The 22,952-nt window shown below is 71.6% G+C and carries 24 protein-coding genes and 1 pseudogene; 12 read left to right on the top strand and 13 right to left on the bottom strand.

Annotated features, from left to right (window positions below; genetic code table 11):
- The first annotated feature begins 16 nt into the window (after window positions 1–16).
- Complete coding sequence (locus ACFU5F_RS13505; protein ID WP_383886303.1) at window positions 17–1,447, top strand: S28 family serine protease; 1,431 nt, start codon at window positions 17–19, stop codon at window positions 1,445–1,447.
- Between the two features lie 100 nt (window positions 1,448–1,547).
- Here ACFU5F_RS13505 and ACFU5F_RS13500 read toward each other — a convergent pair whose 3' ends face one another.
- Entirely contained in the window at window positions 1,548–2,204 is a 657-nt protein-coding gene (locus tag ACFU5F_RS13500) for a hypothetical protein (RefSeq protein WP_383886300.1), read from the bottom strand.
- A gap of 185 nt (window positions 2,205–2,389) precedes the next feature.
- A complete protein-coding gene (locus tag ACFU5F_RS13495) occupies window positions 2,390–4,192 on the bottom strand; it encodes a glycoside hydrolase family 3 protein (RefSeq protein ID WP_383886298.1) in 1,803 nt (600 codons plus the stop codon).
- 283 nt (window positions 4,193–4,475) lie between these two features.
- Between ACFU5F_RS13495 and ACFU5F_RS13490 the strand changes: the two genes are divergently transcribed.
- Window positions 4,476–5,216 carry a Type 1 glutamine amidotransferase-like domain-containing protein gene (locus ACFU5F_RS13490; protein ID WP_383886296.1) on the top strand — a complete coding sequence of 247 codons (741 nt, stop codon included), beginning with the start codon at window positions 4,476–4,478 and terminating at the stop codon, window positions 5,214–5,216.
- A 74-nt stretch (window positions 5,217–5,290) separates the two neighbouring features.
- Here ACFU5F_RS13490 and ACFU5F_RS13485 read toward each other — a convergent pair whose 3' ends face one another.
- From ACFU5F_RS13485 to ACFU5F_RS13455, 7 genes and pseudogenes are all read right to left on the bottom strand, one after another.
- Window positions 5,291–6,220, bottom strand: a complete 930-nt coding sequence (locus tag ACFU5F_RS13485; protein ID WP_383886293.1) for an MHYT domain-containing protein — start codon at window positions 6,218–6,220, stop codon at window positions 5,291–5,293.
- A gap of 233 nt (window positions 6,221–6,453) precedes the next feature.
- Window positions 6,454–7,260, bottom strand: coding sequence for a sugar phosphate isomerase/epimerase family protein (locus ACFU5F_RS13480; RefSeq protein ID WP_383886291.1), 807 nt, complete (start codon window positions 7,258–7,260; stop codon window positions 6,454–6,456).
- A 76-nt stretch (window positions 7,261–7,336) separates the two neighbouring features.
- A complete protein-coding gene (locus ACFU5F_RS13475; protein WP_383886288.1) occupies window positions 7,337–8,872 on the bottom strand; it encodes an FAD-dependent oxidoreductase in 1,536 nt (511 codons plus the stop codon).
- Window positions 8,873–8,997: 125 nt separating this feature from the next.
- Window positions 8,998–9,207, bottom strand: a pseudogene (locus ACFU5F_RS13470) (CDGSH iron-sulfur domain-containing protein); the annotation flags it as partial.
- On the bottom strand, window positions 9,188–9,922 hold the full coding sequence (locus ACFU5F_RS13465; RefSeq protein ID WP_383886285.1) for a methyltransferase: 735 nt from the start codon (window positions 9,920–9,922) through the stop codon (window positions 9,188–9,190). The gene ACFU5F_RS13465 and the pseudogene ACFU5F_RS13470, both read right to left, overlap by 20 nt.
- Window positions 9,923–10,177: 255 nt before the next feature.
- Window positions 10,178–11,173: an iron-containing redox enzyme family protein gene (locus ACFU5F_RS13460; protein ID WP_383886283.1), complete on the bottom strand. Its 996-nt coding sequence runs from the start codon at window positions 11,171–11,173 to the stop codon at window positions 10,178–10,180.
- 168 nt (window positions 11,174–11,341) lie between these two features.
- Complete coding sequence (locus ACFU5F_RS13455) at window positions 11,342–11,539, bottom strand: CsbD family protein (RefSeq protein WP_383886281.1); 198 nt, start codon at window positions 11,537–11,539, stop codon at window positions 11,342–11,344.
- Window positions 11,540–11,815: 276 nt separating this feature from the next.
- On the opposite strand from ACFU5F_RS13455, the gene ACFU5F_RS13450 reads away from it, so the two are divergent.
- Window positions 11,816–12,199, top strand: a complete 384-nt coding sequence (locus ACFU5F_RS13450) for a hypothetical protein (RefSeq protein ID WP_383886327.1) — start codon at window positions 11,816–11,818, stop codon at window positions 12,197–12,199.
- A gap of 95 nt (window positions 12,200–12,294) precedes the next feature.
- Here the strand turns inward: ACFU5F_RS13450 and ACFU5F_RS13445 are convergent, their stop codons facing one another.
- Window positions 12,295–13,338, bottom strand: coding sequence for a LacI family DNA-binding transcriptional regulator (locus tag ACFU5F_RS13445; RefSeq protein WP_383886279.1), 1,044 nt, complete (start codon window positions 13,336–13,338; stop codon window positions 12,295–12,297).
- A 235-nt stretch (window positions 13,339–13,573) separates the two neighbouring features.
- Between ACFU5F_RS13445 and ACFU5F_RS13440 the strand changes: the two genes are divergently transcribed.
- The 5 genes from ACFU5F_RS13440 to ACFU5F_RS13420 all read left to right on the top strand — a co-directional run bounded on the left by ACFU5F_RS13440 (window position 13,574) and on the right by ACFU5F_RS13420 (window position 17,514).
- The gene (locus tag ACFU5F_RS13440; protein WP_383886277.1) at window positions 13,574–14,731 is read left to right on the top strand and encodes a Gfo/Idh/MocA family protein; all 1,158 of its coding nucleotides are present in this window, start codon (window positions 13,574–13,576) and stop codon (window positions 14,729–14,731) included.
- Window positions 14,728–15,882, top strand: a complete 1,155-nt coding sequence (locus ACFU5F_RS13435) for a dihydrodipicolinate synthase family protein (RefSeq protein ID WP_383886274.1) — start codon at window positions 14,728–14,730, stop codon at window positions 15,880–15,882. Before ACFU5F_RS13440 ends, ACFU5F_RS13435 begins: the two co-directional genes overlap by 4 nt.
- A gap of 38 nt (window positions 15,883–15,920) precedes the next feature.
- Window positions 15,921–16,718, top strand: a complete 798-nt coding sequence (locus ACFU5F_RS13430) for a sugar phosphate isomerase/epimerase family protein (RefSeq protein ID WP_383886324.1) — start codon at window positions 15,921–15,923, stop codon at window positions 16,716–16,718.
- Window positions 16,719–16,843: 125 nt separating this feature from the next.
- Entirely contained in the window at window positions 16,844–17,125 is a 282-nt protein-coding gene (locus ACFU5F_RS13425) for an Arc family DNA-binding protein (RefSeq protein ID WP_319364645.1), read from the top strand.
- Complete coding sequence (locus ACFU5F_RS13420) at window positions 17,122–17,514, top strand: hypothetical protein (protein WP_383886271.1); 393 nt, start codon at window positions 17,122–17,124, stop codon at window positions 17,512–17,514. Before ACFU5F_RS13425 ends, ACFU5F_RS13420 begins: the two co-directional genes overlap by 4 nt.
- Window positions 17,515–17,533: 19 nt before the next feature.
- On the opposite strand, the gene ACFU5F_RS13415 is transcribed toward ACFU5F_RS13420, so the two are convergent.
- The 3 genes from ACFU5F_RS13415 to ACFU5F_RS13405 are packed head-to-tail and all read right to left on the bottom strand — an operon-like array spanning window position 17,534 to window position 19,606.
- On the bottom strand, window positions 17,534–18,547 hold the full coding sequence (locus ACFU5F_RS13415) for an AraC family transcriptional regulator (RefSeq protein WP_383886268.1): 1,014 nt from the start codon (window positions 18,545–18,547) through the stop codon (window positions 17,534–17,536).
- A gap of 7 nt (window positions 18,548–18,554) precedes the next feature.
- Window positions 18,555–18,755, bottom strand: a complete 201-nt coding sequence (locus ACFU5F_RS13410; RefSeq protein WP_383886265.1) for a DUF397 domain-containing protein — start codon at window positions 18,753–18,755, stop codon at window positions 18,555–18,557.
- The gene (locus ACFU5F_RS13405; RefSeq protein WP_383886262.1) at window positions 18,752–19,606 is read right to left on the bottom strand and encodes a Scr1 family TA system antitoxin-like transcriptional regulator; all 855 of its coding nucleotides are present in this window, start codon (window positions 19,604–19,606) and stop codon (window positions 18,752–18,754) included. Before ACFU5F_RS13405 ends, ACFU5F_RS13410 begins: the two co-directional genes overlap by 4 nt.
- Before the next feature lie 157 nt (window positions 19,607–19,763).
- Between ACFU5F_RS13405 and ACFU5F_RS13400 the strand changes: the two genes are divergently transcribed.
- The 4 genes from ACFU5F_RS13400 to ACFU5F_RS13385 all read left to right on the top strand — a co-directional run bounded on the left by ACFU5F_RS13400 (window position 19,764) and on the right by ACFU5F_RS13385 (window position 22,898).
- On the top strand, window positions 19,764–20,267 hold the full coding sequence (locus ACFU5F_RS13400) for an ATP-binding protein (protein ID WP_383886258.1): 504 nt from the start codon (window positions 19,764–19,766) through the stop codon (window positions 20,265–20,267).
- A 398-nt stretch (window positions 20,268–20,665) separates the two neighbouring features.
- On the top strand, window positions 20,666–21,319 hold the full coding sequence (locus tag ACFU5F_RS13395) for a hypothetical protein (protein WP_383886255.1): 654 nt from the start codon (window positions 20,666–20,668) through the stop codon (window positions 21,317–21,319).
- 59 nt (window positions 21,320–21,378) lie between these two features.
- Window positions 21,379–21,930 carry an SdpA family antimicrobial peptide system protein gene (locus ACFU5F_RS13390; RefSeq protein ID WP_383886252.1) on the top strand — a complete coding sequence of 184 codons (552 nt, stop codon included), beginning with the start codon at window positions 21,379–21,381 and terminating at the stop codon, window positions 21,928–21,930.
- Window positions 21,931–21,938: 8 nt separating this feature from the next.
- Window positions 21,939–22,898, top strand: coding sequence for a sporulation-delaying protein SdpB family protein (locus ACFU5F_RS13385; RefSeq protein WP_383886249.1), 960 nt, complete (start codon window positions 21,939–21,941; stop codon window positions 22,896–22,898).
- Window positions 22,899–22,952: the final 54 nt, after the last annotated feature.

Here is a 22,952-nt window from a genome sequence, read left to right as displayed (position 1 = left end):
ATAGGGGAGAAAACGCATGCGCAAAGCACTCAGGTGGGTGCTGTCGCTCGTGGTGCTCATCGGGACCTTGAGCACGGCGGGGGCGGCCGGCGCCGCCGAGTCGGACACCGCCGACATCAAGGACCGACTGCTCGCCATACCGGGCGTGAGCCTGATCCAGGAGAAGCCGTACCCGGGTTACCGCTTCTTCGTCCTCAACTTCACCCAGCCGGTGGACCACAGGAACCCGAAGAAGGGGACGTTCCAGCAGCGGATCACCGTGCTGCACAAGGACACGGCCCGCCCGACGGTCTTCTACACCGGCGGCTACAACGTCTCCACGAACCCCGGCCGCCGCGAGCCCACGCAGATCGTGGACGGCAACCAGGTCTCCATGGAGTACCGCTTCTTCAACCCCTCCCGCCCCGACCCGGCCGACTGGTCGAAGCTGGACATCTGGCAGGCCGCCAGCGACCAGCACCGCATCTTCAGGGCGCTGAGGAAGATCTACCGGCAGAACTGGATCTCGACCGGCGGTTCGAAGGGCGGCATGACCGCCACCTACTACGAGCGCTTCTACCCGCACGACATGGACGGCGTCGTCGCGTACGTCGCGCCCAACGACGTCGTCAACAAGGAGGACTCGGCGTACGACCGGTTCTTCGCGAACGTCGGCACCAAGGAGTGCCGCGACCGGCTGAACGCCGTGCAGCGCGAGGCGCTGGTGCGCCGTGAGCCGTTGGAGAAGAAGTACGCGGAGGTCGCCGCCGCCGACGGCCTCACCTTCGAGACGATCGGCAGCCTCGACCGGGCGTACGAGGCGGTCGTCCTCGACTACGTCTGGGGCTTCTGGCAGTACAGCCTGCTCGCCGACTGCGACAGCGACGTCATCCCCAAGGACGCCAAGGCCGCGACGGACGACGAGATCTGGACGTCCATCGACACGATCTCCGGCTTCTCCGCCTACGCCGACCAGGGCCTGACCACGTACACGCCGTACTACTACCAGGCCGGCACGCAGCTGGGCGCGCCCGACATCCAGTTCCCGCACATCGAGAAGAAGTACATCCGCTACGGCTACCAGCCGCCCCGGAACTTCGTCCCGCGGGACATCGAGATGACGTTCGACCCGAACGCGATGCGGGACGTCGACACCTGGGTCCGCGACAACGCCAAGCAGATGCTCTTCGTCTACGGACAGAACGACCCGTGGGGCGCCGAGCCGTTCCACCTGGGCAAGAAGGCCCGTGACTCGTACATCTTCACGGCGCCCGGCGCCAACCACGGTGCCAACGTCGCCGGTCTCGTCAAGGCGCAGAAGGACCTGGCCACGGCCCGGATCCTGAAGTGGGCGGGCGTCGCCCCGGCCGCCGTCCAGGCCGACCCGGCCAAGGCGAAGCCGCTGGCGAAGTTCGACTCCAAGCTCGACAAGCGTGACATCGAGCGGGAGATGACGCTCCGGCCGTAGCCCGCCGGAGCAGTGGTCGAGTGGGGCCCGGTCGCCGCCGTCCGGCGGGGACCGGGCCCTGTCGTTTCCCGTTCCCTCGGCCGGCCGCTCGGCCGGGCCCTCACACCGGCACCGCGCAGCCCACGGGACGCTTCCCGCCCAGCCGTACGTACAGGCCCGTGGCGGCCGGGCACCGCGCCCTCGTGTCGACGGCCGTCGTCACCTCGTACTCCGGATCGTGCCTGCCCCGGCCGTCGCAGGCAGTCTCGCGGACCTCGCCCCGCCCGGCGCCGTACACGCAGTCGCCCACGATGGTGCGGGGGCCGCCCCCGCCGCCGGGGTCGCCCGGGTGCGGCGGCCGCAGCTTGCGCATGCAGGCGTAGCCCTGCGGCACGGATCCGTCGCCGTCCTCGTCCGCGCCGGACGCGCCCGGCCCGCCGGACGCGTCCGGGGAGGGCCGGGACTCGCTGATGTGGAGGACGAAGTCGGTGGTCGGCGGGCAGAGCGGGCCCTGGCCGACCCGGTCGTCGTGCCGCGCCACCACCCGGGCGGCGGCCCGTTCGCCCGCGCAGGGCACCTCGATGAAGCTGGTCGTCCCGAACGAACTGCACTCGTCGACCCCGAGGAACACCGTCCCGTACCCGGACGGTAGGGCCGACGCGGCCGTGGTCGAGCGCTCCCCGGTCTCCCCGTCCGTCGCGCCGGACCAGCTCTGACACCCCGACAGCGCGGCGACCGCCAGGACGACCGCGGACATCAGCACTCTTGCGCGCACCATTCGAACGCGATGCACCCCTCGCATGGCCACCCCCGATGAACCCCCGCCCAGCGTGACCGTGGGGGAAGGGTCACGCTGGACATATCGTGTCCTTTGCGTCACTTGGGGGCCGTGTGTGAATCGTGTGGCGTAGACCCTCTGCGCCAGGAGGCGTACGGCAGGGTCCGTGGGCGGGCCTGCGCGGCTCAGGCGCCGTACGTCAGGCCGTGCCCGATCGGATAGAGCACCCGCGCCGGGTCGTCGGCCCGCTGCACCGGGACCGGCAGCTTCCCGCGCGGCGCCACCCGCCCGGCCAGCACCCGCGCCGCCGCCCGCACCTCGACGTCCGTCCAGGAGTACGACGCCAAGTACCCCTTCACCCCGGGAAGCTGGGCCACGTCGTACGGGTTGCGGACCGCGACCCCCACCACCGGGACCCCGGTGGCGAGGAGTCGCGTGACGAGCGTCCTCTGCGTACCGGCCGCCGTCACGTTGTACGTCGCCACGACCACCGCGTCCTGGCCGGCCGCCGCCGCGACGGCCTGGTCGATGACCGCCTGGGTGGGGGCCGTGCCGGTCGACAGCCGGGTCGTCGTGAAGCCGAGGGCGGTGAGTTCGGCGGCGAGAACGGCGGTCGGCGGTCCCGTGGTGCCCGTCGGGGACGCCGGGTCGGCGCCGACCACCAGCACCTTGCGGTGCCTGCGGCGGTTCAGCGGCAGCAGCGCGCCCTTGTTGACCAGGAGGGTCGTGGTCCGTTCGGCGATCCGGTCGGCGGCGTCGAGATGCCGCGCGATGCCCACCACCCGGTCGACACCGGCGTCGCTCACGTACGGCCGCTCGAACAGCCCCAGTTTCGCCTTGAGCCGCAGGATGCGCAGGAGCGACGCGTCGAGGCGGGCCTCGGTCAGTTCACCGGCGTGCACGGCCGCGAGGACCGCGTTCCACGCCACGTCGATCGAGGGCGGGTTGAGGAGCTGGTCGACACCGGCCTTCAGTGCCAGCACCGGCACCCGGTCGTCGCCGTACTTCTCCCGGACGCCCTGCATGCCGAGCGAGTCGGTGACCACGACCCCGTCGTAGCCCAGTTCGCCGCGCAGGATGCCGGTGATGATCGGGCGGGACAGGGTGGCAGGGTCGCCGGAGGGGTCCAGGGCGGGGACCATGATGTGCGCGGTCATGATCGAGTCGATCCCGGCGCGGACCGCCGCCTTGAAGGGCGGGGCGTCGAGGGCCGTCCACTGCTTCCGGGTGTGCTCGATGACCGGGAAGCCGTAGTGGCTGTCGACGGCCGTGTCCCCGTGCCCCGGGAAGTGCTTGGCGGTGGCCGCCACCCCGGCCTCTTGATACCCCTTCACCTGGGCGGCGACCAGCTTCGCGACGGCCTTGGGGTCGGCGCCGAAGGAGCGTACGCCGATGACCGGGTTGGCCGGGTTGACGTTCACGTCGGCGACCGGCGCGTAGTCCTGCCGGACGTTGAGCGCGCGCAGTTCGGCGCCGCTGACGCGGCCGGCCGTGCGGGCGTCGGTCGCGGAGCCGCCGGCGCCGAGGGCCATCGCGCCCGGCAGCAGGGTGGCGGGCCTGCCGACCCGGGCCACGATGCCGTGCTCCTGGTCGGTGGAGACGAGCACGGGAAGGCCGCGGGGGAGGGCGAGGGAGGCGCGCTGGATGCCGTTGCCCAGGGCGGCGATCTGGTGGGGGTCGCGGGTGTTGTGCGCCCAGGAGAAGTAGATGATCCCGCCGACCCGGTACTTCGCCAGCAGCTCGGCGGCCGTCCGGACGCCCAGCTCCTGGAGGTTGGCGTCGATGTCGGTCTGGTCGGGCGCGGTCGCCGAGTGCCCGTAGACCCGCATCACGAACAGCTGGCCGACCTTCTCCTCCAGGGTCATGCGCGAGATGAGGCGGCGGAGGCGCTTGTCGTCGGGGCCGCTGACGGCCTGTGCGTCGGCGCCGAGGGCCAGGGCCGTGGTGACGCCCGCCGTGGCGGCGAGAAGGGTACGTCTGGAGGGCACGTGCGGCGCTCCTTCCGGAGGAGGGGAGAGAGGGAGCTGACGATCGGTCGACTGCTGAGGACTGACGCCTGAAGAAAACTTCCAGGGTGTCACGATTATCCGGAAAGTTTCTACCGGTCAAGGGACCGGGGGCGCTCGGCGGGGCGGGGCGGGTGGGGGGTGGGGTAGCACAGCCCCTGCTTTTCAGGGGTGCGGGGAACTGCGCGACCAGCCCCCACCGGGCCCTCACCCGACCACGCACCCCCCGCCCGGCACGAGGTACGGCTCCGCTACCCTCCGGCCCATGACCGCCTCCGAACCCACCATCGTCGCGACCTCGGGCGGCCACCGCCTCGGCGACCGCACCCGGCTGACCTTCCACTCACTCGTGCACCACGCGGTGGACCTGTCGGGCGTGAACGGCCGTCGCCCGAGGGTGATGTACGTCGGTACGGCGATCGGCGACGCCGAGCACATGACCACCCGCATGAGCGAGGCCGCCCGCGTGGCCGGGTTCGACCTGACACCGCTCGCGCTCTTCCCCATGCCCAACATCGAGGACATCGAGTCGGCCGTCCTCGAACAGGACGTCGTCTGGGTCATGGGCGGCTCGGTCGCCAACCTGCTGGCCGTCTGGCGCGTCCACGGTCTCGACCGCGTCCTGCGCCGCGCCTGGGAGTCCGGCGTCGTCCTCAGCGGCGTCAGCGCCGGCTCCATCTGCTGGTTCCGGGGCGGCACGACCGACTCCTTCGGCCCCCGTCTCCGCCCCGTCACCGACGCGCTCGGATACCTCCCGTACGGCAACGGCGTGCACTACGACAGCGACGAGGGCCGGCGCCCCCTGGTCCACACCCTCGTCGCCGACGGCACCCTCCCGGAGACCCACTGCACGGACGACGGCGTCGGCCTCGTCTACCGGGGCACCCGACTCGCGGAGGCCGTCACCGAAGTTCCGGGCAAGGGGGCGTACATCGTCCGCCGGGAGGGCGGTGCCGCGACCGAGGAACGCCTGGAGCCCCGGCTGCTGCCGGAGCCCCGCCGCTAGGGCCCGGCACGCCGGGAGCGCGCACCGAACGCCGCTCCTTCTCCCACGGAGATCCGTCAGAAGGGCCCTGGGGGTCACCACCGCTGGGCGCGGTCTCCTGTCCGGTGTGGCCGGGGCTCGGGGTGGCGGGGCCGAGGGGTGAAGAGGGACTCGGGGGAGTCGTCTTCGGGGTGCTGGAGCGGTACGTCGGGGCGGTCGGCGCTCCAGGGCTGCCGCGGGGCGTCGGGCTCACGCCTGCGTCCCCGCGTGGCGGACCGGTCCCAGTCGCCCTCGCCGAGCACGAGCATCGGGTCGAACATCACGACCACCCCCGCGAGCAGCAGGAAGATGACCGGGCCGATGAGCATGGGCAGCAGGATCGACGTGGGCGACTCGCCGGTGAACGTGCCGGGGGCCGAGGTGTGCAGATGCACCCCCACCGCGGCCATGCCCGTGTAGTGCATCCCGGACACGGCGACCCCCATCACCAGGCTGGCGCCCAGGCTGGTCAGGAAGCCCCGGATCGACACGGCCGCCCAGAGCGCGGCGGTCGCGGCGCCGATGGCGATGCCGACGGAGAGGGCGACGACGGCGAGGTCGTAGCGGATGTAGCCGTTCAGCTGGATGGCGGCCATGCCGAGGTAGTGCATGGCGGCGACCCCGAGTCCCGTGACGCATCCCGCCGCGCACAGTGAGGCCGTGCTGACGCCCCGGTAGCCCACGGCGAAGACCCCGACGCCGACGACGGTGACGGCCACGACGAGGCTGAGGACGGTCAGCCCGACGTCGTAGTGGATCTCGCTCTCCTTGACCCGGAAGCCGATCATCGCGATGAAGTGCATCGTCCAGATGCCGCAGCCGATCGAGGCGGCCCCGAGGGCCAGCCAACCGGGCTTCCAGGACTGCTCGTTGTAGACCGACCGCACGACGCAGCGCAGGCCGAGCGCCGCGCCCAGGCAGGCCATGACATAGGCGGCCACCGGGGTGACCGCGCCGTAGCTGAAACCGTCGACCGTGCCTTGCATATGCCAAGTACCCCCGATGCATGGCCAGTTGTGCCTGGCTGTCGAGGGAGGTAAGTCTGCTGTAAGGGCAGGCTGCAGCGCTGCGTTTTCCCGGAGTTACTGTCGGTACTTGTTCGGCGCGTGATCGACTTTGGGTGAGTCGATACTGATTCGCGGTCAAAATTCGTGCCACGGGAGGCTGTCGGAGGACATGAGGGGGCCTGAGCTTGACGTTTCAAGCTCAGGCCAGTGGTTTACGCGGCGTCGTTGAGGAGCCGGCCGAGGTGTTCCCGGCCCGCCGCCAGCAGTTCCGGCAGCGGCGCGGCCTCCTCGTACCACCGCTTCTCGTACTCCCAGCACAGCCACCCGTCCCAGTCCTTGCGGGACAGCAGCTCGACGCACTCGCCGAGCGGCAGGACACCCGCACCGAGCGGGAGCGGCGTGGTGTCCTCGGGCGAGGCGATGTCCTTCACCTGGACGTAGCCGAGGAAGGGGGAGAGGGCGGCGTAGGACTCGGCGGGCTGTTCGCCGCCGAGCCAGGTGTGCATCACGTCCCAGAGCGAGCCGACACTGCCGTGGCCGACCGGGCCGAGCACCCGGATCGCGTCGGCTCCGGTGCGGTGCGAGTCATGGGTCTCCAGCAGGATCCGTACACCCCGGTCGGCCGCGTCCTCCGCCGCCGTGCCGAGCCGCCGCGCCGCGATCGCGTCGGCCTCGTCCCTGCTCTGGCCGCCGGCCGGGTCGGCACCGGGGAAGACGCGCACGAAGGGCGCGCCCAGGTCCCGGGCCAGGTCCAGAAGGCCGCGGATCTCGTCCAGCACGGGACCGTCCTCGCCCGGCGCGGCGACCCGCGCGTACCCGGCCAGTCCCAGGATCTCCACCCCCGCCGCCTTGAACTCGGCGGCCACCTCGGCGCGTTCGCCGGCCCCGATCCCCGGATGCACCGGCTCCTCGGGATGGGCGCGCAACTCGACGCCGTGATAGCCGTGCGCGACGGCGAGCCGTACGACGTCGGCGACGGGGAGACCGGGGACACCGAGGGTGGAGAACGCGAGTTTCATGTCTTCGGACCGTACACGTCGGCCGGCGCGGTGCGGCACCCCACCCGGCGTGGCCGACGGCCTTCGTACCGGTGCATCAGATGTCCCGCCGTTCCAGCGGCTTCGTCGCGGGCCCCTGGACGATCCGGCCCTCGACGTCGAAGCGCGAGCCGTGGCAGGGGCACTCCCAGGTCCGTTCGGCGCGGTTGAAGCCGACCAGACAGCCCATGTGGGTGCAGCGGGCGGAGAGGGCGTGCAGCGAGCCGTCCTCGTCCCGGTGGACCGCGTGGTGGTGGGCGCCGACGCGGACGACCGCGCCGTCCCCCGGGGCGATCGCGTCCACGGAGGCGTTCCCGGCCGGGCTGATCCGGTCGCCGACGAAGTGACGGGCGACCTGGGCCTGGTGCTTGAGGAAGCTCGGCGCCTCCCGCACCGCGCTGAGCACCCGGCGCGGGTCGTACAGGTCGCTCCACGCGGCCTTGTGCCCGGTGATCGACTCGGCCAGCAGTTGCCCGGCCATGATGCCGCCGCTCATGCCCCATCCGCCGAACCCGGTCGCCACCCAGGTGTGCCGGCTGCCCGCGTGGAAGGGCCCGACGAGCGGTACGGAGTCGGTGGAGTCGTTGTCCTGCGTCGCCCAGCGGTGGGTGAAGTCGAGCGGGCCGAAACGCTCGGCCGCCCACTCCGCGAGGAGGTCGAACCGCTCCTCGACACCCGCCGCCCCCGGCGTGAAGTGCTCCCCGGTGACGATCAGCAGCCGCCGCCCGTCCCCGTACGGGGCGGTCCGCGCGGAGCGGGTGCGGTGCTCCTGGGTGAGGTACATGCCGTGCGGGTCCGCCGCGGCGGGCACCGGCGCGGCGAGCACGAGTTCGCGGCGCGGGGAGAGCCGGGTGAACAGCAACGCCCGGTCGAAGACGGGGTAGTGCGTGGCCACCACGACGTCCGAGGCGGTCACGGTGAACCCGGCGTCGGTGGTCAGCCGGCACGGCGAGCCCTCCTTGAGCCGCGTCACCCGCGTCCGCTCATGGACCGAGGCGCCCTGCCGCACCAGATCCCCCACCAGCGCCAGCAGGTACTTGCGGGGATGGAACTGCGCCTGGTCCGCCACGCGCACCGCTCCCGCGACCGGGAACGGCAGCCCCGTCTCCGTCACGAACTCGGCGGGCAGTCCCGCCTCCCGGGCCGCCTCCGCCTCGGCCCGCAGCTCCGCGACGCGCCCCTCGTCCTCGGCGTACGTGTAGGCCGCCGCAACCTCCCAGTCGCACGCGATGTCCAGCTCCTCCACCAGGGCGGCGGCATGCCGGATCGCCTCGCTCTGCGACCGTGCGTACAGCGCGGCCGCCTCGGCGCCCCGGGTCCGCCGCAGCCGGTCGTAGATCAGCGTGTGCAACGCCGTCACCTTGGCCGTCGTGTGCCCCGTGACCCCGGCCGCCACCCGGTCCGCCTCCAGCAGCGCCACCCGTCGCCCGCGCCGCGCCAGCTCCCACGCGGTACTGATCCCCGCGATGCCCGCGCCCACCACCGCCACGTCGACGGTCAGATCCCCGTCCAGCGGGGGGTGCTCGCCTTCGTGCGGCGCGCTCTCGATCCAGTACGACCGCTGCTCCGGTCGTGTGTGCTCCTCGGGCTGCATGGCTTCGGGTCCTTTCAGTCGGCCGGCGGCGGGGCCGGGCGGGAGTCGTCGCTGTCGGCCGGCTGCGGACGCCCCCGCGGCGGCTGTGACGGCTGTGGCTGTGGTGACGTCTGTGTGGACTGGGACGGCTGGGGTCGGGCCTGGGCGCGGCGGCGGTGGCTGGTGTCGCACCACGGGTAGATCCTGCTGCGGCGACAGGTGCACAGGGCCACGCAGAAACGGTCCGACGACACGGTCGTACCGTCGTCCAGGGTGACCTCGACCGGCCCCTCGACCAGGAGGGGACCGGGGCGTTGCAGGGTGACGCGGCGTCGTTCAGCGGGGACGTTCGGCACGGATGACCACCAGCTCTTCCTTCTCGTCGCCGTCGGTGTGACCCTCGGTCCCCAGCAGCCCTCGGCGGCGCAGCCAGTCGCTCCGTTCCCGCAGGACGGGCCCGAACGCGACCCGGCGGTGCTCCACGACCCCGGCCCGCAGCCCCGCCGTCCGTAGCTGCGTCAGCGTCCGCTCCGCGTCGCTCAGCGCCGAGTGGACCAGCAGCAGCACGCCACCGGGCCGCAGCAGCTCCGGAGAGTCCTGGCAGATCCGGTCCAGCAGCAGCCGGCCGTCCCATCCGCCGTGCCAGGCGCGTGCGGCGCCCCGCGCGTGGCCGAGCCTGTCGGGTCTCGGCGCCGCGCCCGGTCCCGGGCCGGGCCCGGGACGCCGAGACCCGGCCGGGCCCGGCACGTACGGGGGATTGGACAGGATGAGGTCGAAGGACCGCTCGGCCACGGGCCCCAGCAGGTCCCCTCGGACGACCGTCATCGGCAGCCGCGCCAGCAGGGCGTTGACCCTGGCGTTGAGCACGGCCCGCCAGGAGATGTCCACCGCCGTGACGTCCGCGCCGCGCGCCGCCGCGGCCAGCGCGACGGCTCCGGTCCCCGTACCGACGTCCAGCACACGGGCCCGCGGGGCGAGGGGTTCGCGCTCCAGGGCGCGGACCAGGAGTTCGGTGTCGTCCTGCGGGGCGTAGACGCCCGGCAGGGACACGGGGAGGGAGAGGGGGTTCACGGGGACGGCCTCCAGGCGGGTGGGTCGGCGGGAAGCCGGACGGGGAGCGGACGGGGAGCGGACGGGCGTTGGAGGGATGTCGGACGGGCGTTGGAGGGATATCGGTCGGTGAGCGGACGGGCTACGAAGGGGCATCGGACGGGGATCGGACCCGGCTTCGGAGGGGTATCGGACGGGGATCGGACCCGGCTTCGGAGGGACATCGGACGGGGATCGGACCGGCTTCGGAGGGACATCGGACAGGGAAGCGGAGTGTCAGACCGGAGCGCGCAGGGACGAGCGGCCCGCCCGCCACGCTCCGAGCAGACGGTCGGCCAGGGCGTCCTCCAGATGGTTGGTGGCGTCGACACCGAAGGCCACGTCGGCGTCCAGCTGCGGCTCCTCCTCCAGCAGCCCGGCGACGACCTCCCGCCGGACGACCTGCTCGTGCACGGCGTCGGCCTCCACGTGTTCGTCGTAGAAGTGTTCGGCGGCGGGGCCCGCCCCGGTCCGCCGCATGGCATGGGCGAGCCGTCGGGAACCGGGGGAGGAGGTGATCTCGACGGTCGCGAAGTGTCCGACCAGGGCGCCGCGCAGGGCGCGGTGCAGCCCGAAGAGGGACATCAGGTTGACGAGGGCGAGTGCCTCGGCGCCGGCCGCGTCCACGTAGCGGCCGTACTCCGGGTCGAGGCCGAGGTCGGTCATCAGCTCGGCGAAGAGGCGGGCGTGCACCCGCTCGGCCCGGCCCCCGCCGAACTCGTCGAACTCCACCGCGGCCATCCCCGCCTTCGCCCGCCCCCACAGCCGGGGCAGCACCCAGGCGTGCGGGTCGGCCTCCTTCAGGTGGTAGAGCGAGCGCTGCGCCGCGTACTCGCGCACCTGCCACAGTTCGCCCCGGTCCTGGAGGAAGCCGCTGACGCCGCTGTCGTCGCCGGCGGCCGGTTCCACGAGCAGGTCGTCCAGCGCCTCCTCGGCGCTCACATGGCGGGTCGCCCGGTCGCGCAGCGACTCCAGGAACGGCCACTCCAGCGCGGCCCGGCAGCGCAGCAGCTCCGGGTCCCATTCGAGGCCGGCGTCGACGCCGGCGAAGCCCCGGTAGTGCAGCTCATAGCAGAGGTAGAGGGCGAGCTGGAGATCGTCGCCGAAGGGGTCGGTCCCGGCGATCTCACGGCTGCCCGGCAGGGGTCCTTCACCCCGCAGGAACGCCGTGACCCCGGCCGAGATCGGCCCTCTGTTCTCCGGCAGGGCCGGTCCTGCCACCCGTGTCTCCATGGCCGCCGGGTACCCGTGTTGCGTGCGTATGCACCTGTGCGTCCCCGCCCCCGGTGGCCCCCCGGGCGCCGGACATGGCGAGGGGGCTCCCGTCACGGGAGCCCCCTCGTCAGGGCAGCCGACCGCGGACCATCGGCCGGCGGCCGCCCGCCTGCGCGCCGCGCGACCTCACACTCCGTCGCGCTGCGCCGTACGCCGGGTCGCCTGCGCGCGCTCCTGGACCTTGCCCTTCATCTTCTTGGCCTCACCGCGCGCCTGCTGCATCTTGCCCTCGGCCTGCTGCTCACGGTTCCCGGTGACCTTCCCGGACATCTCCTTGGCCTTGCCCTTGATCTTGTCCATGCTGCCCTTGTCCTTGGCGGCCATGATTTTTCTCCTTCGTGAGGGGTGAGGCGATGCCTCTCTCGCCCAACGTAGGACGGGACGGTGACGGACGCGCGCTGAAGCGTCACGTTCCGTAGCGGTAGCCCGCTCGGTGGTACGCCGATCCGTACCCGTCGGACGGGACACGCCTCCCGGATCTCCCGGCGCGGAACCACGGACCGGCCGCCGCGGAACCACGGACCGTCCGGTGCGGTCCGCTCCGGCGTGGAGTCCTTTTTCTTTCTGGCCCTTGTCCTCGCGCCGTTCCTGACCCCGTTGGTGGTCGCGGCCACGACCCTGGCTCTCGCGGCCCGCGCGCATCGCCGGGAGACGGGCAGCGGGCGGCGCCTGCCGAATGCCGGCTCGTGTGCGCTGCTCGCGGTCATGGCCGCAGCGGTGGCCTTCGGCGCGTACGCGGTCGGTGTGACGTCGGGCTTCTTCGTCCTCGATCCCGACCAGATGTGCGCGGCCGAAGGCGCCCCCGGGGAGTACGTGGTGACGCACATGACGCTGCCGGTCAGCGTGCAGTGCGTCACGGACGAGGGGGCGGGCACCGAACTGGTGCCGGTCTGGGTGAATCCGGCCGTCTTCGGCGGCATCGCGCTCGGCGCGCTCGCGTCGGTCGCGGCCGTCACTCAACGGCTACGCGGAACCGGAAACTGATCCGCCCCGCCCCTCCCGTGCGGACCCGAACCTCGGCCGGGGGCGCCGGACTCGGGTGCGCCCGCTCCCCGGCCCCAGTCCGGAGAGGCCGGTCCTCAGTCCCCCCGAGGCCCCCCGGTGGACCCCCGCACCATCAACTCCCCCCGCACCGTGGCGATCCCCCCGGGCGGCGGCTCCTCGCGGCCCATCGCGATGCGGCCGGCCCGGGCGCCCGCCTCCGACAGCGGCAGCCGTACCGTCGTGAGCGCGGGTACCGCGTCGATGCTGAAGGGGAGGTCGTCGAAGCCGGCCACGGAGACGTCGTCCGGGATGCGCAGGCCCGAGTCGCGCAGGGCGGCGCACGCGCCGAGTGCCACCGTGTCGTTGGCGGCGAGCACGGCGGTCAGGGAGGGGTCGCGGCGCAGCAGCTCCAGCGTCGCCTCGTAGCCGGAGAGCCGGTCGTAGCGCCCGTACACCGTCCACCGGGGGTCGTCCTCGATGCCGGCCGCCGCCAGCGCCGCCCGGTGGCCCTCCAGGCGGTGCCGGGTGGTCGTCCGCTCCTGCGGCCCGGCGATGTAGCCGAGGCGCCGGTGGCCCAGTCCGATCAGATGCTCGGTGAGCCGCTGACCGCCGCCCCGGTTGTCGAAGGTGATCGCGATGGCCTCCGGCGTGGGCGGCCGCCCGCACAGCACCACCCGCGTCCCGGCCTCCATCAGCTTGCGCAGCTTGTTGCCGACGGCGCTCAGATGCGCGGGATCCTCGATGGCCCCACCGGTCAGCACGACGGCGGCGGCCCGCTGGCGCTGCAGCAGGGTGAGGTACGTCAGCTCGCGCTCCGGGGAGCCGCCCGTGTTGCACACCACACCCAGCCGCTCCCCGCCCGCGCGCCCGCCGGGCCCGCCGATCTCGGACTGGATGGCCGCGGCCATGATCCCGAAGAAGGGGTCGGCGATGTCGTTCACGAGGATGCCGACCAGGTCGGAGGTGGCGGCGGCGAGCGCGCTGGCGGGGCCGTTGAGGACGTAGTCCAGCTCGTCGACGGCCTTCAGCACCCGCTCGCGCGTGGTCGCGGCCACCGGGTAGTTGCCGTTGAGCACCCGGGAGACGGTCGCGGGCGACACCTGCGCACGGGCCGCCACGTCCGCCAGGGTCACAGTCATCGTTGCTCGTCCTCCGGTGCGCGTGATGTTCGGGCTGTCGGGGAACCTTACGGCTGCGATCACCGTTCGCCCCCTCGAACAACTCGACCCCCTCGCGGTCTTGTACAGACCGCTGCTCAGAGGCTAGCTTCTTGTTGGATAGAAAGCGCTTGCTGTGACGCTCACCCTTTCGTCGGGCGTACGCGGCGCCCGACGCGTACGCAGACACGAACGCACACCAACGAAAGGACCGGCCGTGACACGCAGAACCGTACGGATCGCCATGAACGGCGTGACCGGACGCATGGGCTACCGCCAGCACCTCGTCCGCTCCATCCTCGCCATCCGCGAGCAGGGCGGACTGGACCTCGGCGACGGCACGGTCCTGTGGCCGGAGCCGGTCCTCGTCGGCCGCCGCGAGCACGCCCTGAAGGCGCTCGCCGAGCAGCACGGCCTGGACCCGGCGAACGTCTCCACCGACGTCGACGCCGTCCTCGCCGACCCGACCGTCGAGATCTACTTCGACGCCCAGGTCACCTCGGCCCGCGAGGAGGCGATCAAGAAGGCCATCGCCGCCGGCAAGCACATCTACACCGAGAAGCCGACCGCCACCGGCCTCGACGGCGCCCTGGAGCTGGCCCGCCTCGCCAACGCCGCCGGCATCAAGCACGGCGTCGTCCAGGACAAGCTGTTCCTGCCGGGCCTGCTGAAGCTCAAGCGTCTCATCGACGGCGGCTTCTTCGGCCGCATCCTCTCCGTCCGGGGCGAGTTCGGCTACTGGGTCTTCGAGGGCGACTGGCAGGAGGCACAGCGCCCCTCCTGGAACTACCGCGCGGAGGACGGCGGCGGCATCGTCGTCGACATGTTCCCGCACTGGGAATACGTGCTCCACGAGCTGTTCGGCCGCGTGAAGTCCGTCCAGGCCCTCACCGCCACCCACATCCCGCAGCGCTGGGACGAGCAGGACAAGCCCTACGACGCCACGGCCGACGACGCCGCGTACGGCATCTTCGAGCTGGACGGCGGCGCGATCGCCCAGATCAACTCCTCCTGGGCCGTCCGCGTCAACCGCGACGAGCTGGTCGAGTTCCAGGTCGACGGCACCGAGGGCTCGGCGGTGGCAGGCCTGCGCAACTGCCGCGTCCAGCACCGCTCCGCCACCCCCAAGCCGGTGTGGAACCCCGACATCCCCGCCACCTACTCCTTCCGCGACCAGTGGCAGGAGGTGCCGGACAACGCCGAGTTCGACAACGGCTTCAAGGCGCAGTGGGAGCTGTTCTTCAAGCACGTCTACGCCGACGCGCCCTACCACTGGGACCTGCTGGCCGGCGCCCGCGGCGTCCAGCTCGCCGAACTGGGCCTGAAGTCCTCGGCCGAGGGCGTCCGTCTCGACGTGCCGGAGATCCAGCTGTGACGATCCGACTCCCCGGTACCGGAGGGCAGTTGCGGGCCTACACCCCGCGCACCGAACCCCTGGCGGTGTCCCCCGGAACCCCGCTCACCTCCCGCACGGTCTTCTCGGCGGCGCACGTCGTCGCCGACCCGTACGCGGACGTCTCCCCGGACTCGCCCGCCGCCGTCGACTGGGACGCCACCCTCGCCTTCCGCCGCCACCTGTGGTCGCACGGCCTGGGCGTCGCCGAAGCGATGGACACCGCGCAGCGCGGCATGGGCCTGGACTGGGCGGGCGCGGCGGAGCTGATCCGCCGCAGCGCCGCCGAGGCGAAGGCGGTCGGCGGCCGGATCGCCTGCGGCGTCGGCACCGACCAGCTCACGGGCCTCGCCTCCCTGCCGGAGATCCGCAAGGCGTACGAGGAGCAGCTGGCGCTCGTCGAGGAGTCGGGCGCCCAGGCGATCCTGATGGCCTCGCGCGCGCTGGCCGCCGCCGCGGCGAGCCCCGAGGACTACCTGGAGATCTACGGCCACCTGCTCCGCCAGGCCGCCGAGCCGGTCGTCCTGCACTGGCTCGGCCCCATGTTCGACCCGGCGCTGGACGGCTACTGGGGCTCCTCGGACCTCGACGAGGCCACGGAGACCTTCCTCGCCGTGATCGCCGCCCACCCCGACAAGGTCGACGGCATCAAGGTCTCCCTGCTGGACGCCCAGCGTGAGATCGACATCCGCCGCAGGCTCCCGCAGGGCGTCCGCTGTTACACCGGCGACGACTTCAACTACCCCGAGCTGATCGCGGGCGACGAGAAGGGCTTCAGCCACGCGCTGCTCGGCATCTTCGACCCGCTGGGCCCGCTGGCGGCGCAGGCGGTACGGGTGCTGGACACGGGCGACGTGCAGGGCTTCCGGGACCTCTTGGACCCGACCGTCGAGCTGTCCCGCCACCTCTTCCAGACGCCCACCCGCTTCTACAAGACGGGTGTCGTCTTCCTGGCCTGGCTGGCCGGCCACCAGGAACACTTCACGATGGTCGGCGGCCTTCAGTCGGCCCGCTCCCTCCCGCACTTCGCGCGGGCGTACGAACTGGCCGACGGCCTGGGCCTGTTCCCGGACCCGGCGCTGGCGGAGGCCCGCATGAAGAACCTGCTCTCCCTGTACGGAGTGGCCCAGTGAGCGCCATCGGGGATCTGTCCCGCTTCTCCATCAACCAGATGACGGTCAAGCAGCTGTCGCTGCCCGAACTCGTCGAGGGCTGCCTGGAGTTGGGTATTGCGGGTGTGGGCCTGTGGCGCGAGCCGGTGGCGGCGCACGGCCTGGAGGCGACGGCCAAGCTGGTCCGCGACGCGGGCCTCGCGGTCACGACCCTCTGCCGGGGCGGCTTCTTCACGGCGATCGACCCGGCAGAGCGGGCGGAGGCGCTGGCCGACAACCGCAAGGCCATCGACGAGGCGGCGACCCTGGGCACGGACACCCTCGTCCTGGTCTCGGGCGGCCTCCCGGCGGGCTCGAAGGACCTGCACGGCGCGCGGGAGCGCATCGCGGACGCACTGGCCGAACTGGGCCCGTACGCGGCGGCGAACGGCGTCCGCCTCGCCATCGAGCCGCTCCACCCGATGTTCGCCTCGGACCGCTGTGTGGTGTCGACGCTCTCCCAGGCTCTGGACATCGCGGAGCGCTTCCCGGCGGAGCAGGTCGGCGTGACCGTGGACACCTACCACATCTGGTGGGACGACACGGCCCCGGCGGCGATCGCCCGCGCGGGCGCGGCCGGCCGCATCCACACCTTCCAACTCGCCGACTGGATCACCCCGTTGCCCCAGGGCGTCCTGACCGGCCGGGGCCAGATCGGCGACGGCGCGATCGACATGCGCGAGTGGAAGGCGTATGTCGAGGCCGCGGGCTACACCGGCCCCATCGAGGTCGAGCTGTTCAACGACGAGCTGTGGGCGGGCGACGGGCGCGCACTGCTCGCGCAGACAGCCCGGCGGTTCGTGGAACACGCGGCGTGACGTCCGGGCGGCGGGCCGGGGCATGATGCCCGGCTCGCCGCCCCGGGCGGTGCCGGACCGGGACGGATGAGCCCGATGACGCTGATGACCCGGCGAGAGGCGTATACGTCACGTATACTCGCCGTATGTCCGACGTCATGATCCGTGTGCCCGCCGAAGTCCGTGACCAGCTCGCCGCCGTGGCCGAGGCGCGGGGGACGAGTCTTCGTGCCCTCATGCAGGACATAGCCGCTCAGACGCTGACACCCGAGCAGATCAGGGAACGCGCCGACCGCACCCGGGCCCTGCTCGCCGAACGCTTCGGGCACGACGTGTCCGAGGAGGAGTCGGCCGAGATGCGGCGCAAGATGCGGGAGGCGACGGATGCCCACCGGGCCGCCCTCGCGCAGGGGGAGTCGTCGCGTTGAGTCAGATCGAGCACTATGTTCTCGACGCGCCCACGCTCGTGGCGCTGGGTGGTGACAAGCAGGTCTCCGGCCTCATCCACGCGGCGGCGGCGAGCGATGACGTACGTCTGTGGGTGCCCGTCCTGTGTCTTCTGGAGGCCGAACGCCGTCGTCCGGGCACGGTCGACCACGTGGGTGTCCTGGTCGACGTGCTGTCCGTCGTCGACGACGACTACGCCATGGCCGTGACGGTTGCGGAACTGGGACGAGTGGGGGTCGCCCAGGACGCCTCGGCCGCCGTTCACGCCGCGAGGCCGAACCAGCTGATTCCGACGGGGGCGTTGATCGCCGCAGTGGAACCGCGAGCCTACGACGGACTCGGGGTCGGGGTCATGGACCTGAGACGCTGACCGGCGGAGCGGTGCCGCATCACGCGGGCGGGTGGTCCCGGCCCGGCCCCCGCGCCGCCCGCTCCCGCGCGCGGAACTCCGTCGGCGACACCCCGTACGCCCCCCGGAACGCCCGAGTGAAGTCGGAGGCGCGGGGCATCCCCCAGCGGGTGGCGATGGTGTGGACGGGCGTGGAGTCCAGGCCGGGGTCCGCCAGGTCGTGGCGGGCGCCTTCCAGGCGCTGGACGCGGATCCAGGCCGCGACCGTCTCGTCCGGGGTGTCCTCCTGGAACAGCCGGTGCAGATAGCTCAGCGAGATGTGATGGGCCGCCGCGATCGCCCGCGGGTTCAGCTCCGGGTCGTGCAGGTTCTGCCGGACGAACGCCCGTATCCGTGTCGTCAGGGCCCGCTGGCGCGTCTCCGGCGGCAGCGCGTCCTCCGCCTCCAGCACCTGCGCGAACCAGGCGGCCAGCAGGTCGATCAGTACGGTGCCGAGGCGGGGTGCGTCGGCCGGCTGAAGGGTGTCGACCTGCTGCTCCAGGCCCGTGAGGAACCCCGTCAGCAGGGCCCCCACCCCCTCCCGCCCCGGCAGCCGCCGCCCCAGCAGCTCCGCGATCCGGGCGGGCGGCAGGGGCAGCAGCGTCTTGGGGAGGTCCGCACATATTCCCCTGATCACCTGGCGGCCCAGACTGTCCGACGGGCGCACGTCGTACGCCCGCGACGTGTCCGTCACCCACAGATCGCTCGGGCCGTACATCTCGGTCCGCCCCACGTGCTCCAGCCCGAAGTCGCCGCCGAGCACCAGCGACAGGTGGTACATCTCCGGGTCGGACTGCCGCACCATCTTCTCGGTACGCCGGAACCCCGTCGGCAGGTGCGCGGTCGGCCACACGAGCACCGGCCCCAGTTCCAGCAGTCGCTGCTGCGCCCAGAAGTCGCCCGCGAACTTGCTGTGTATGTCGCTGGGCGCGATCGCCCGGTGCACCAACTCCCGCCAGTAGTCGAACCGGTGCTCCGCGGGCACGTCGTCACTCCGGAACACGGTCCCGATCATGGCCCGTTCAGCCCCGGGTGCCGGCCGCGTACGGGACGAAGTCGGCCCAGGCGGCGGGGGAGAGGGTGAGCTGGGGGCCGGGTGCGGTGTTCGCCTTGGAGTCGCGGACGTGGATGGCGTGAGGGAGGGCTACGGCCACTTCGACGCAGTCGTCGCCGGAAGCGCTGCTGTAGCTGCTCTTGAACCAGACCAGTTGGGTCGCACTCATAGGTCCCCTCGCATCCGCCGCAACAGGCTCACGGAGTCTTGGATGGTGAGAGCCTGCGAACGCATCCTGACATACCGCTGCTTAAGGACGCTGACCACTTTCGCGTCGGAGATCAGCTGACCGCTTTCCTGTCCCTCGTTGTAGGCGAACCACCGGTTCTCGGGGCTCTCCGAGAGCCGGATCGGCCCGTGCAACCCGGAGGGCGACTCCTGCACCAGAGGCATGATCTGGATGTCGACATTGCGCAGTTCGGCGACTTGCAGCACCCGGTCAAGGAGCCCTCGCGTGACGGTGGACCCTCCTGTGCGTCGAAGGAACAGGTGCTCTTCGAGGATGAAGCTGAAAGCAGTGTTCGCGCGTTCCGCGAAGCGCTGCTGTCGCTCGGCACGAGCGGCCCAACGCTCCTCGATCTGCTGGTCGTCCATGGGCGGCAGCTGGTCGGCGGACATGGCCCGCAGATACGCCTCGGTCTGCAACAGGCCCGGGATCATGCGGCACTCGTACGTATAGAGAGTGATCGCCCCCGCCTCCCACTTGGCCCATTTCCTGAACCAAGCCGCCAACCCCGGCTGTCGCCCCAGATGCTGAGCCGCCCGGATCAGCGCCCCCGTATCCCCCAGCTCCCGGTCCACCCCCTCCACGAACGCCGTGTCCGGCAACCTCCTCCCCAACTCCACCGACGCCACCATGTGCTTGGAGTACCCGACCGCGTCGGCCAGCTCCTCCCGGCCCAGCCCCGCGTGCTCCCGCAGTGCCTGGGCCATCGCCCCGAACGTCCGCAGGCTGTCGGACGCCTCCGGCTCCCCGCCGCCCAGCCCCGTCGCCGTCATGCCGCCGCTGTCGGCCACCATGGGCCACCTCCCGCGCACCCGCCCGCCGAACCACACCGCTCCTCGCCATGGTCACAGTAAGTCACCAGTACCGTCCAGTGAGTAACCGCGTACGCTGTCTCGGAGTACGCGGCGCGAAGCTGGTGAACCGGGCTTCCCGCAGGCCACATTGGGCGTCATGACCGCACCGCCCGCCGCGCGCCACACGCTGACGGCACCGACGTTCACGCAGCGCTTCAGCTCGACCCCGCTGGGCGCCCGCCTGGCCCGGCACCTGGCCCTGAACCAGCTGCACGCCTGGGGTATCCGGTACGGCTCGGACCCCTCCGACCGGGCGGCGGCGGTCGTGGCCGAGCTGGCCGCGAACGCGGTGACCCACGGCCGCGTCCCGGGCCGCGACTTCGAGCTGCGCCTCTCCCTCCCCACGGGTTCGCTCCGCATCGAGGTCACCGACACCCGCGCCGAACGCCTGCCGCCCGGCCCCGGTGCCGTACGGCTGGCGTGCCCGCTGGCGGAGAACGGACGCGGCCTGGTCCTCGTCGACGCGCTCTGCGACCGCTGGGAGGTCGTCGACCGCGACCCGCCGGGCAAGACGGTCCTCGTGGAGATCGACCTGCCGGGCTGGCGGTCCCTGATGAGGCGGCTCCCCGAACGCAGGCCGCCCAAGAGGCGACGCGGCTAGCCTTCGGCGGGCCGAACCTGCGGATACGCGAAGACCTGCCGGCCGGGCCCCCGAGTGCGACGGCGTCCGTTCGCTGATCCCCTTCGGGGGCCGTTTCTGTGCCCCGGCGGCCCCACGGAACGACCTCGGCCCGGCAAGGGTGCTCAGGTGACCGGCAAGGAACTGCCGCTGTGTTGGGACGCGAGTGGGGCCGGTGACGTATTGCCGCAGGTCAGGTGGGATGTGGGGGCAGGTTTCGGTGTGGTGGGGGAGTCCAGAATCCGTTCAGTCCGCGTGGTCCTCGCTTTCCTAAGGTCGGGGAGCGAACTCCGCAGCCGAGGGCTGTGGTGCTGACCTTCGAACACGTATCGCGTCCGCGCGCTCCGTGGCGTGTGGGGGCCGAACCGAGATGAGGATTCATGCGCAAGAACAGAGGTCTGGTCGTGGGTGCGCGGGCGGTGGCGCTCGCGGTGACCGTGGGGGTGGCCGCGTCGACGGGCATGGCGGGGACCGCGGCTACGGCGTGGGCGTCGGCGCGGGAGGGGGAGCCGTCGTCGGCGTACTCGGCTGAGGACATCATCCTGGGGTTCATGGGCGGGGGGATGGTGGCCAAGGAGCACCCGCAGGCGGTGGTGGTGCCCAAGGGGCGGGCGGTCGGGGCGAACGAGAAGGCTGTGTCGGCCTTCGTCAAGCTGGCCTCGCTCAAGGAGCCCAAGTTCGCCGAGGAGTTCCGCGCGGACATCACCTCGGGGGACCCGTACCGGGTCCGCACGGGGCTGGAGAGGTTGGACAAGATGTCCCGGATCATCGCCACTGAGCAGAAGGACCTGGGCGCCGGTGCCGGCTCGTTCATCGTGAACGACAGCGTGTTCATCAACAACAGCAGCTTGGTCAACGACAGGAACCTGTCGAAGATCTCGGCGATGGACGTCGTCGCGGTGGCGGCGCATATCGCCGTGGCGGTCGAGGCCATCGCGGCCGCGGTGGTCGTGGCGGACTTCAAGGCCGGCAGCAGCGGCCTGACGACGGAAGTGGCCGTCGCGACGGTGACCAAGGTCCTGGCCGGTAAGTAGTCATGAGAAAGGGCGGCTCCGTCGTGCGCGGCGGAGTGTCCCTCGGGGGGTGGAAAATCATGTCTCGCACAGGCTTCTTCGGCGGAGCCGCCCTGTGGGCAACGGTCGGTGTGACATCGCTGCTGGCGGCGCTGCCGAGTTCGGCGGTCGCTCCACCGGGGCTCGACGCATCACGACGGGTCATCGGACAGGTGTGGCCCCAGGGCTGGTCGTTCTTCACCAAAAGCCCTCGTTCGCCGGTGAACGGGGCCTATACGGTGTCCTCCGATTCTCCCGACGAGGCGCCGCGGAGCGCGCTCATCGGACCCAATTCCAGTCCGTCCAACGTGTTCGGGGCCAGCAGGAGGGCACGTGCCCAGGGCCCCGAGCTGGCAAGCCTGACGTTCGCCACGCCGAAGCGGGCCTGGAAGAAATGCGACGGATACACGGTCTCCGACTGTGAGATCGGCGATGGCGGTTCGTCACCGAAGATCCGTAACGAGTCTCCGATCCCGACGCTGTGCGGGAAGACCGTCCTCACCACGGAGGAACCGGTTCCATGGGCTTGGCGAGAACTGACAGGCAGCCAGTTCCGGGTCGTACGGGCGGCGGAGGTGGACATCCAGTGCTGAGAATCAGAATGCCCGCGGTACCCGAAGCCGCCGAACGGTTCGACCCGCGCACGAATGTGTACGGCCTGGCGCGCACTTTGATCGCCGTGGGCATGTTCGCCACGCTGTGTCTCACCCCGGCCGCGGCCCTGTTCCATCCCGTCGCCGGCACGAAGGACGCCCCGTACTGCGAGGGGCTGTCCGCGATCTCGGGGTTCTGCGTCGGCGGGGACGCGCTGGGCCCGGATGTGCGCCGCTGGCTGCTGGCGGCCGTTCTGATCCCCGTGATGATCGGCTGGCGGCCGCGATTCTGGGTGATACCGCACTGGTGGGTCGCCTTCAGTATCGTCTCCTCGCTCAGCCTGCCCGACGGCGGAGACACGGTCGCCGTGATCCTCACGCTGGCCCTCGTGCCCTTCGGGCTGGTGGACGACAGGACGTGGCACTGGAGCACCAAGGGCGGTTCGAAGAGCCTGAGTGGTTCCGCCGCCGCTTTCTGCTACGTCACCCACTGGGCGATTCGCATCCAGGTGGCCGGGATCTACTTCCAGTCGTCGGTGGCGAAGTTCGGCGTGGCGGAGTGGGCCGACGGCACCGCGCTCGCCTACTGGCTCAACGATCCGACCTTCGGTCTCCTGCCGCTCTGGAAACCCGCGATGCAGCCGCTGCTGGAGAACGGTTACGCGGTCGCCGCTCTCACCTGGGGAGTCCTTGTCATGGAACTCGCCCTGGCGTTCTCGCTCTTCTGGAAGGCAGAGGTGCGGCGGAAGACGTTCTGGCTGGGGATCGCGCTGCACGCGGGAATCGCGCTCTTCATGGGACTTTTCAGCTTCGCGTTCATGATGTTCGGTGCCCTGGTCATCGCCTACCAGGTACCGAACACCAACCTCGGCCTTCCCCGGTTCCCGGCGGGAGAGGTGCGGCGAGGGGATCACGAGCACGAGGTGTCCGACGGCCCGGTGCGGGACGAGTCCCTCGTTCCGGGCTGAGGTCACCGATTCGGGCTGAGGTCACCGATTCGGTGAGCAGGAGAAGTGGTCCGA

The sequence above is a fragment of the Streptomyces sp. NPDC057438 genome (assembly GCF_042802995.1).
Taxonomy (GTDB): domain Bacteria; phylum Actinomycetota; class Actinomycetes; order Streptomycetales; family Streptomycetaceae; genus Streptomyces.
The sequence above is the reverse complement of the archived record's forward strand: the minus strand, read 5'-3'. Positions and strand labels throughout refer to the sequence as shown.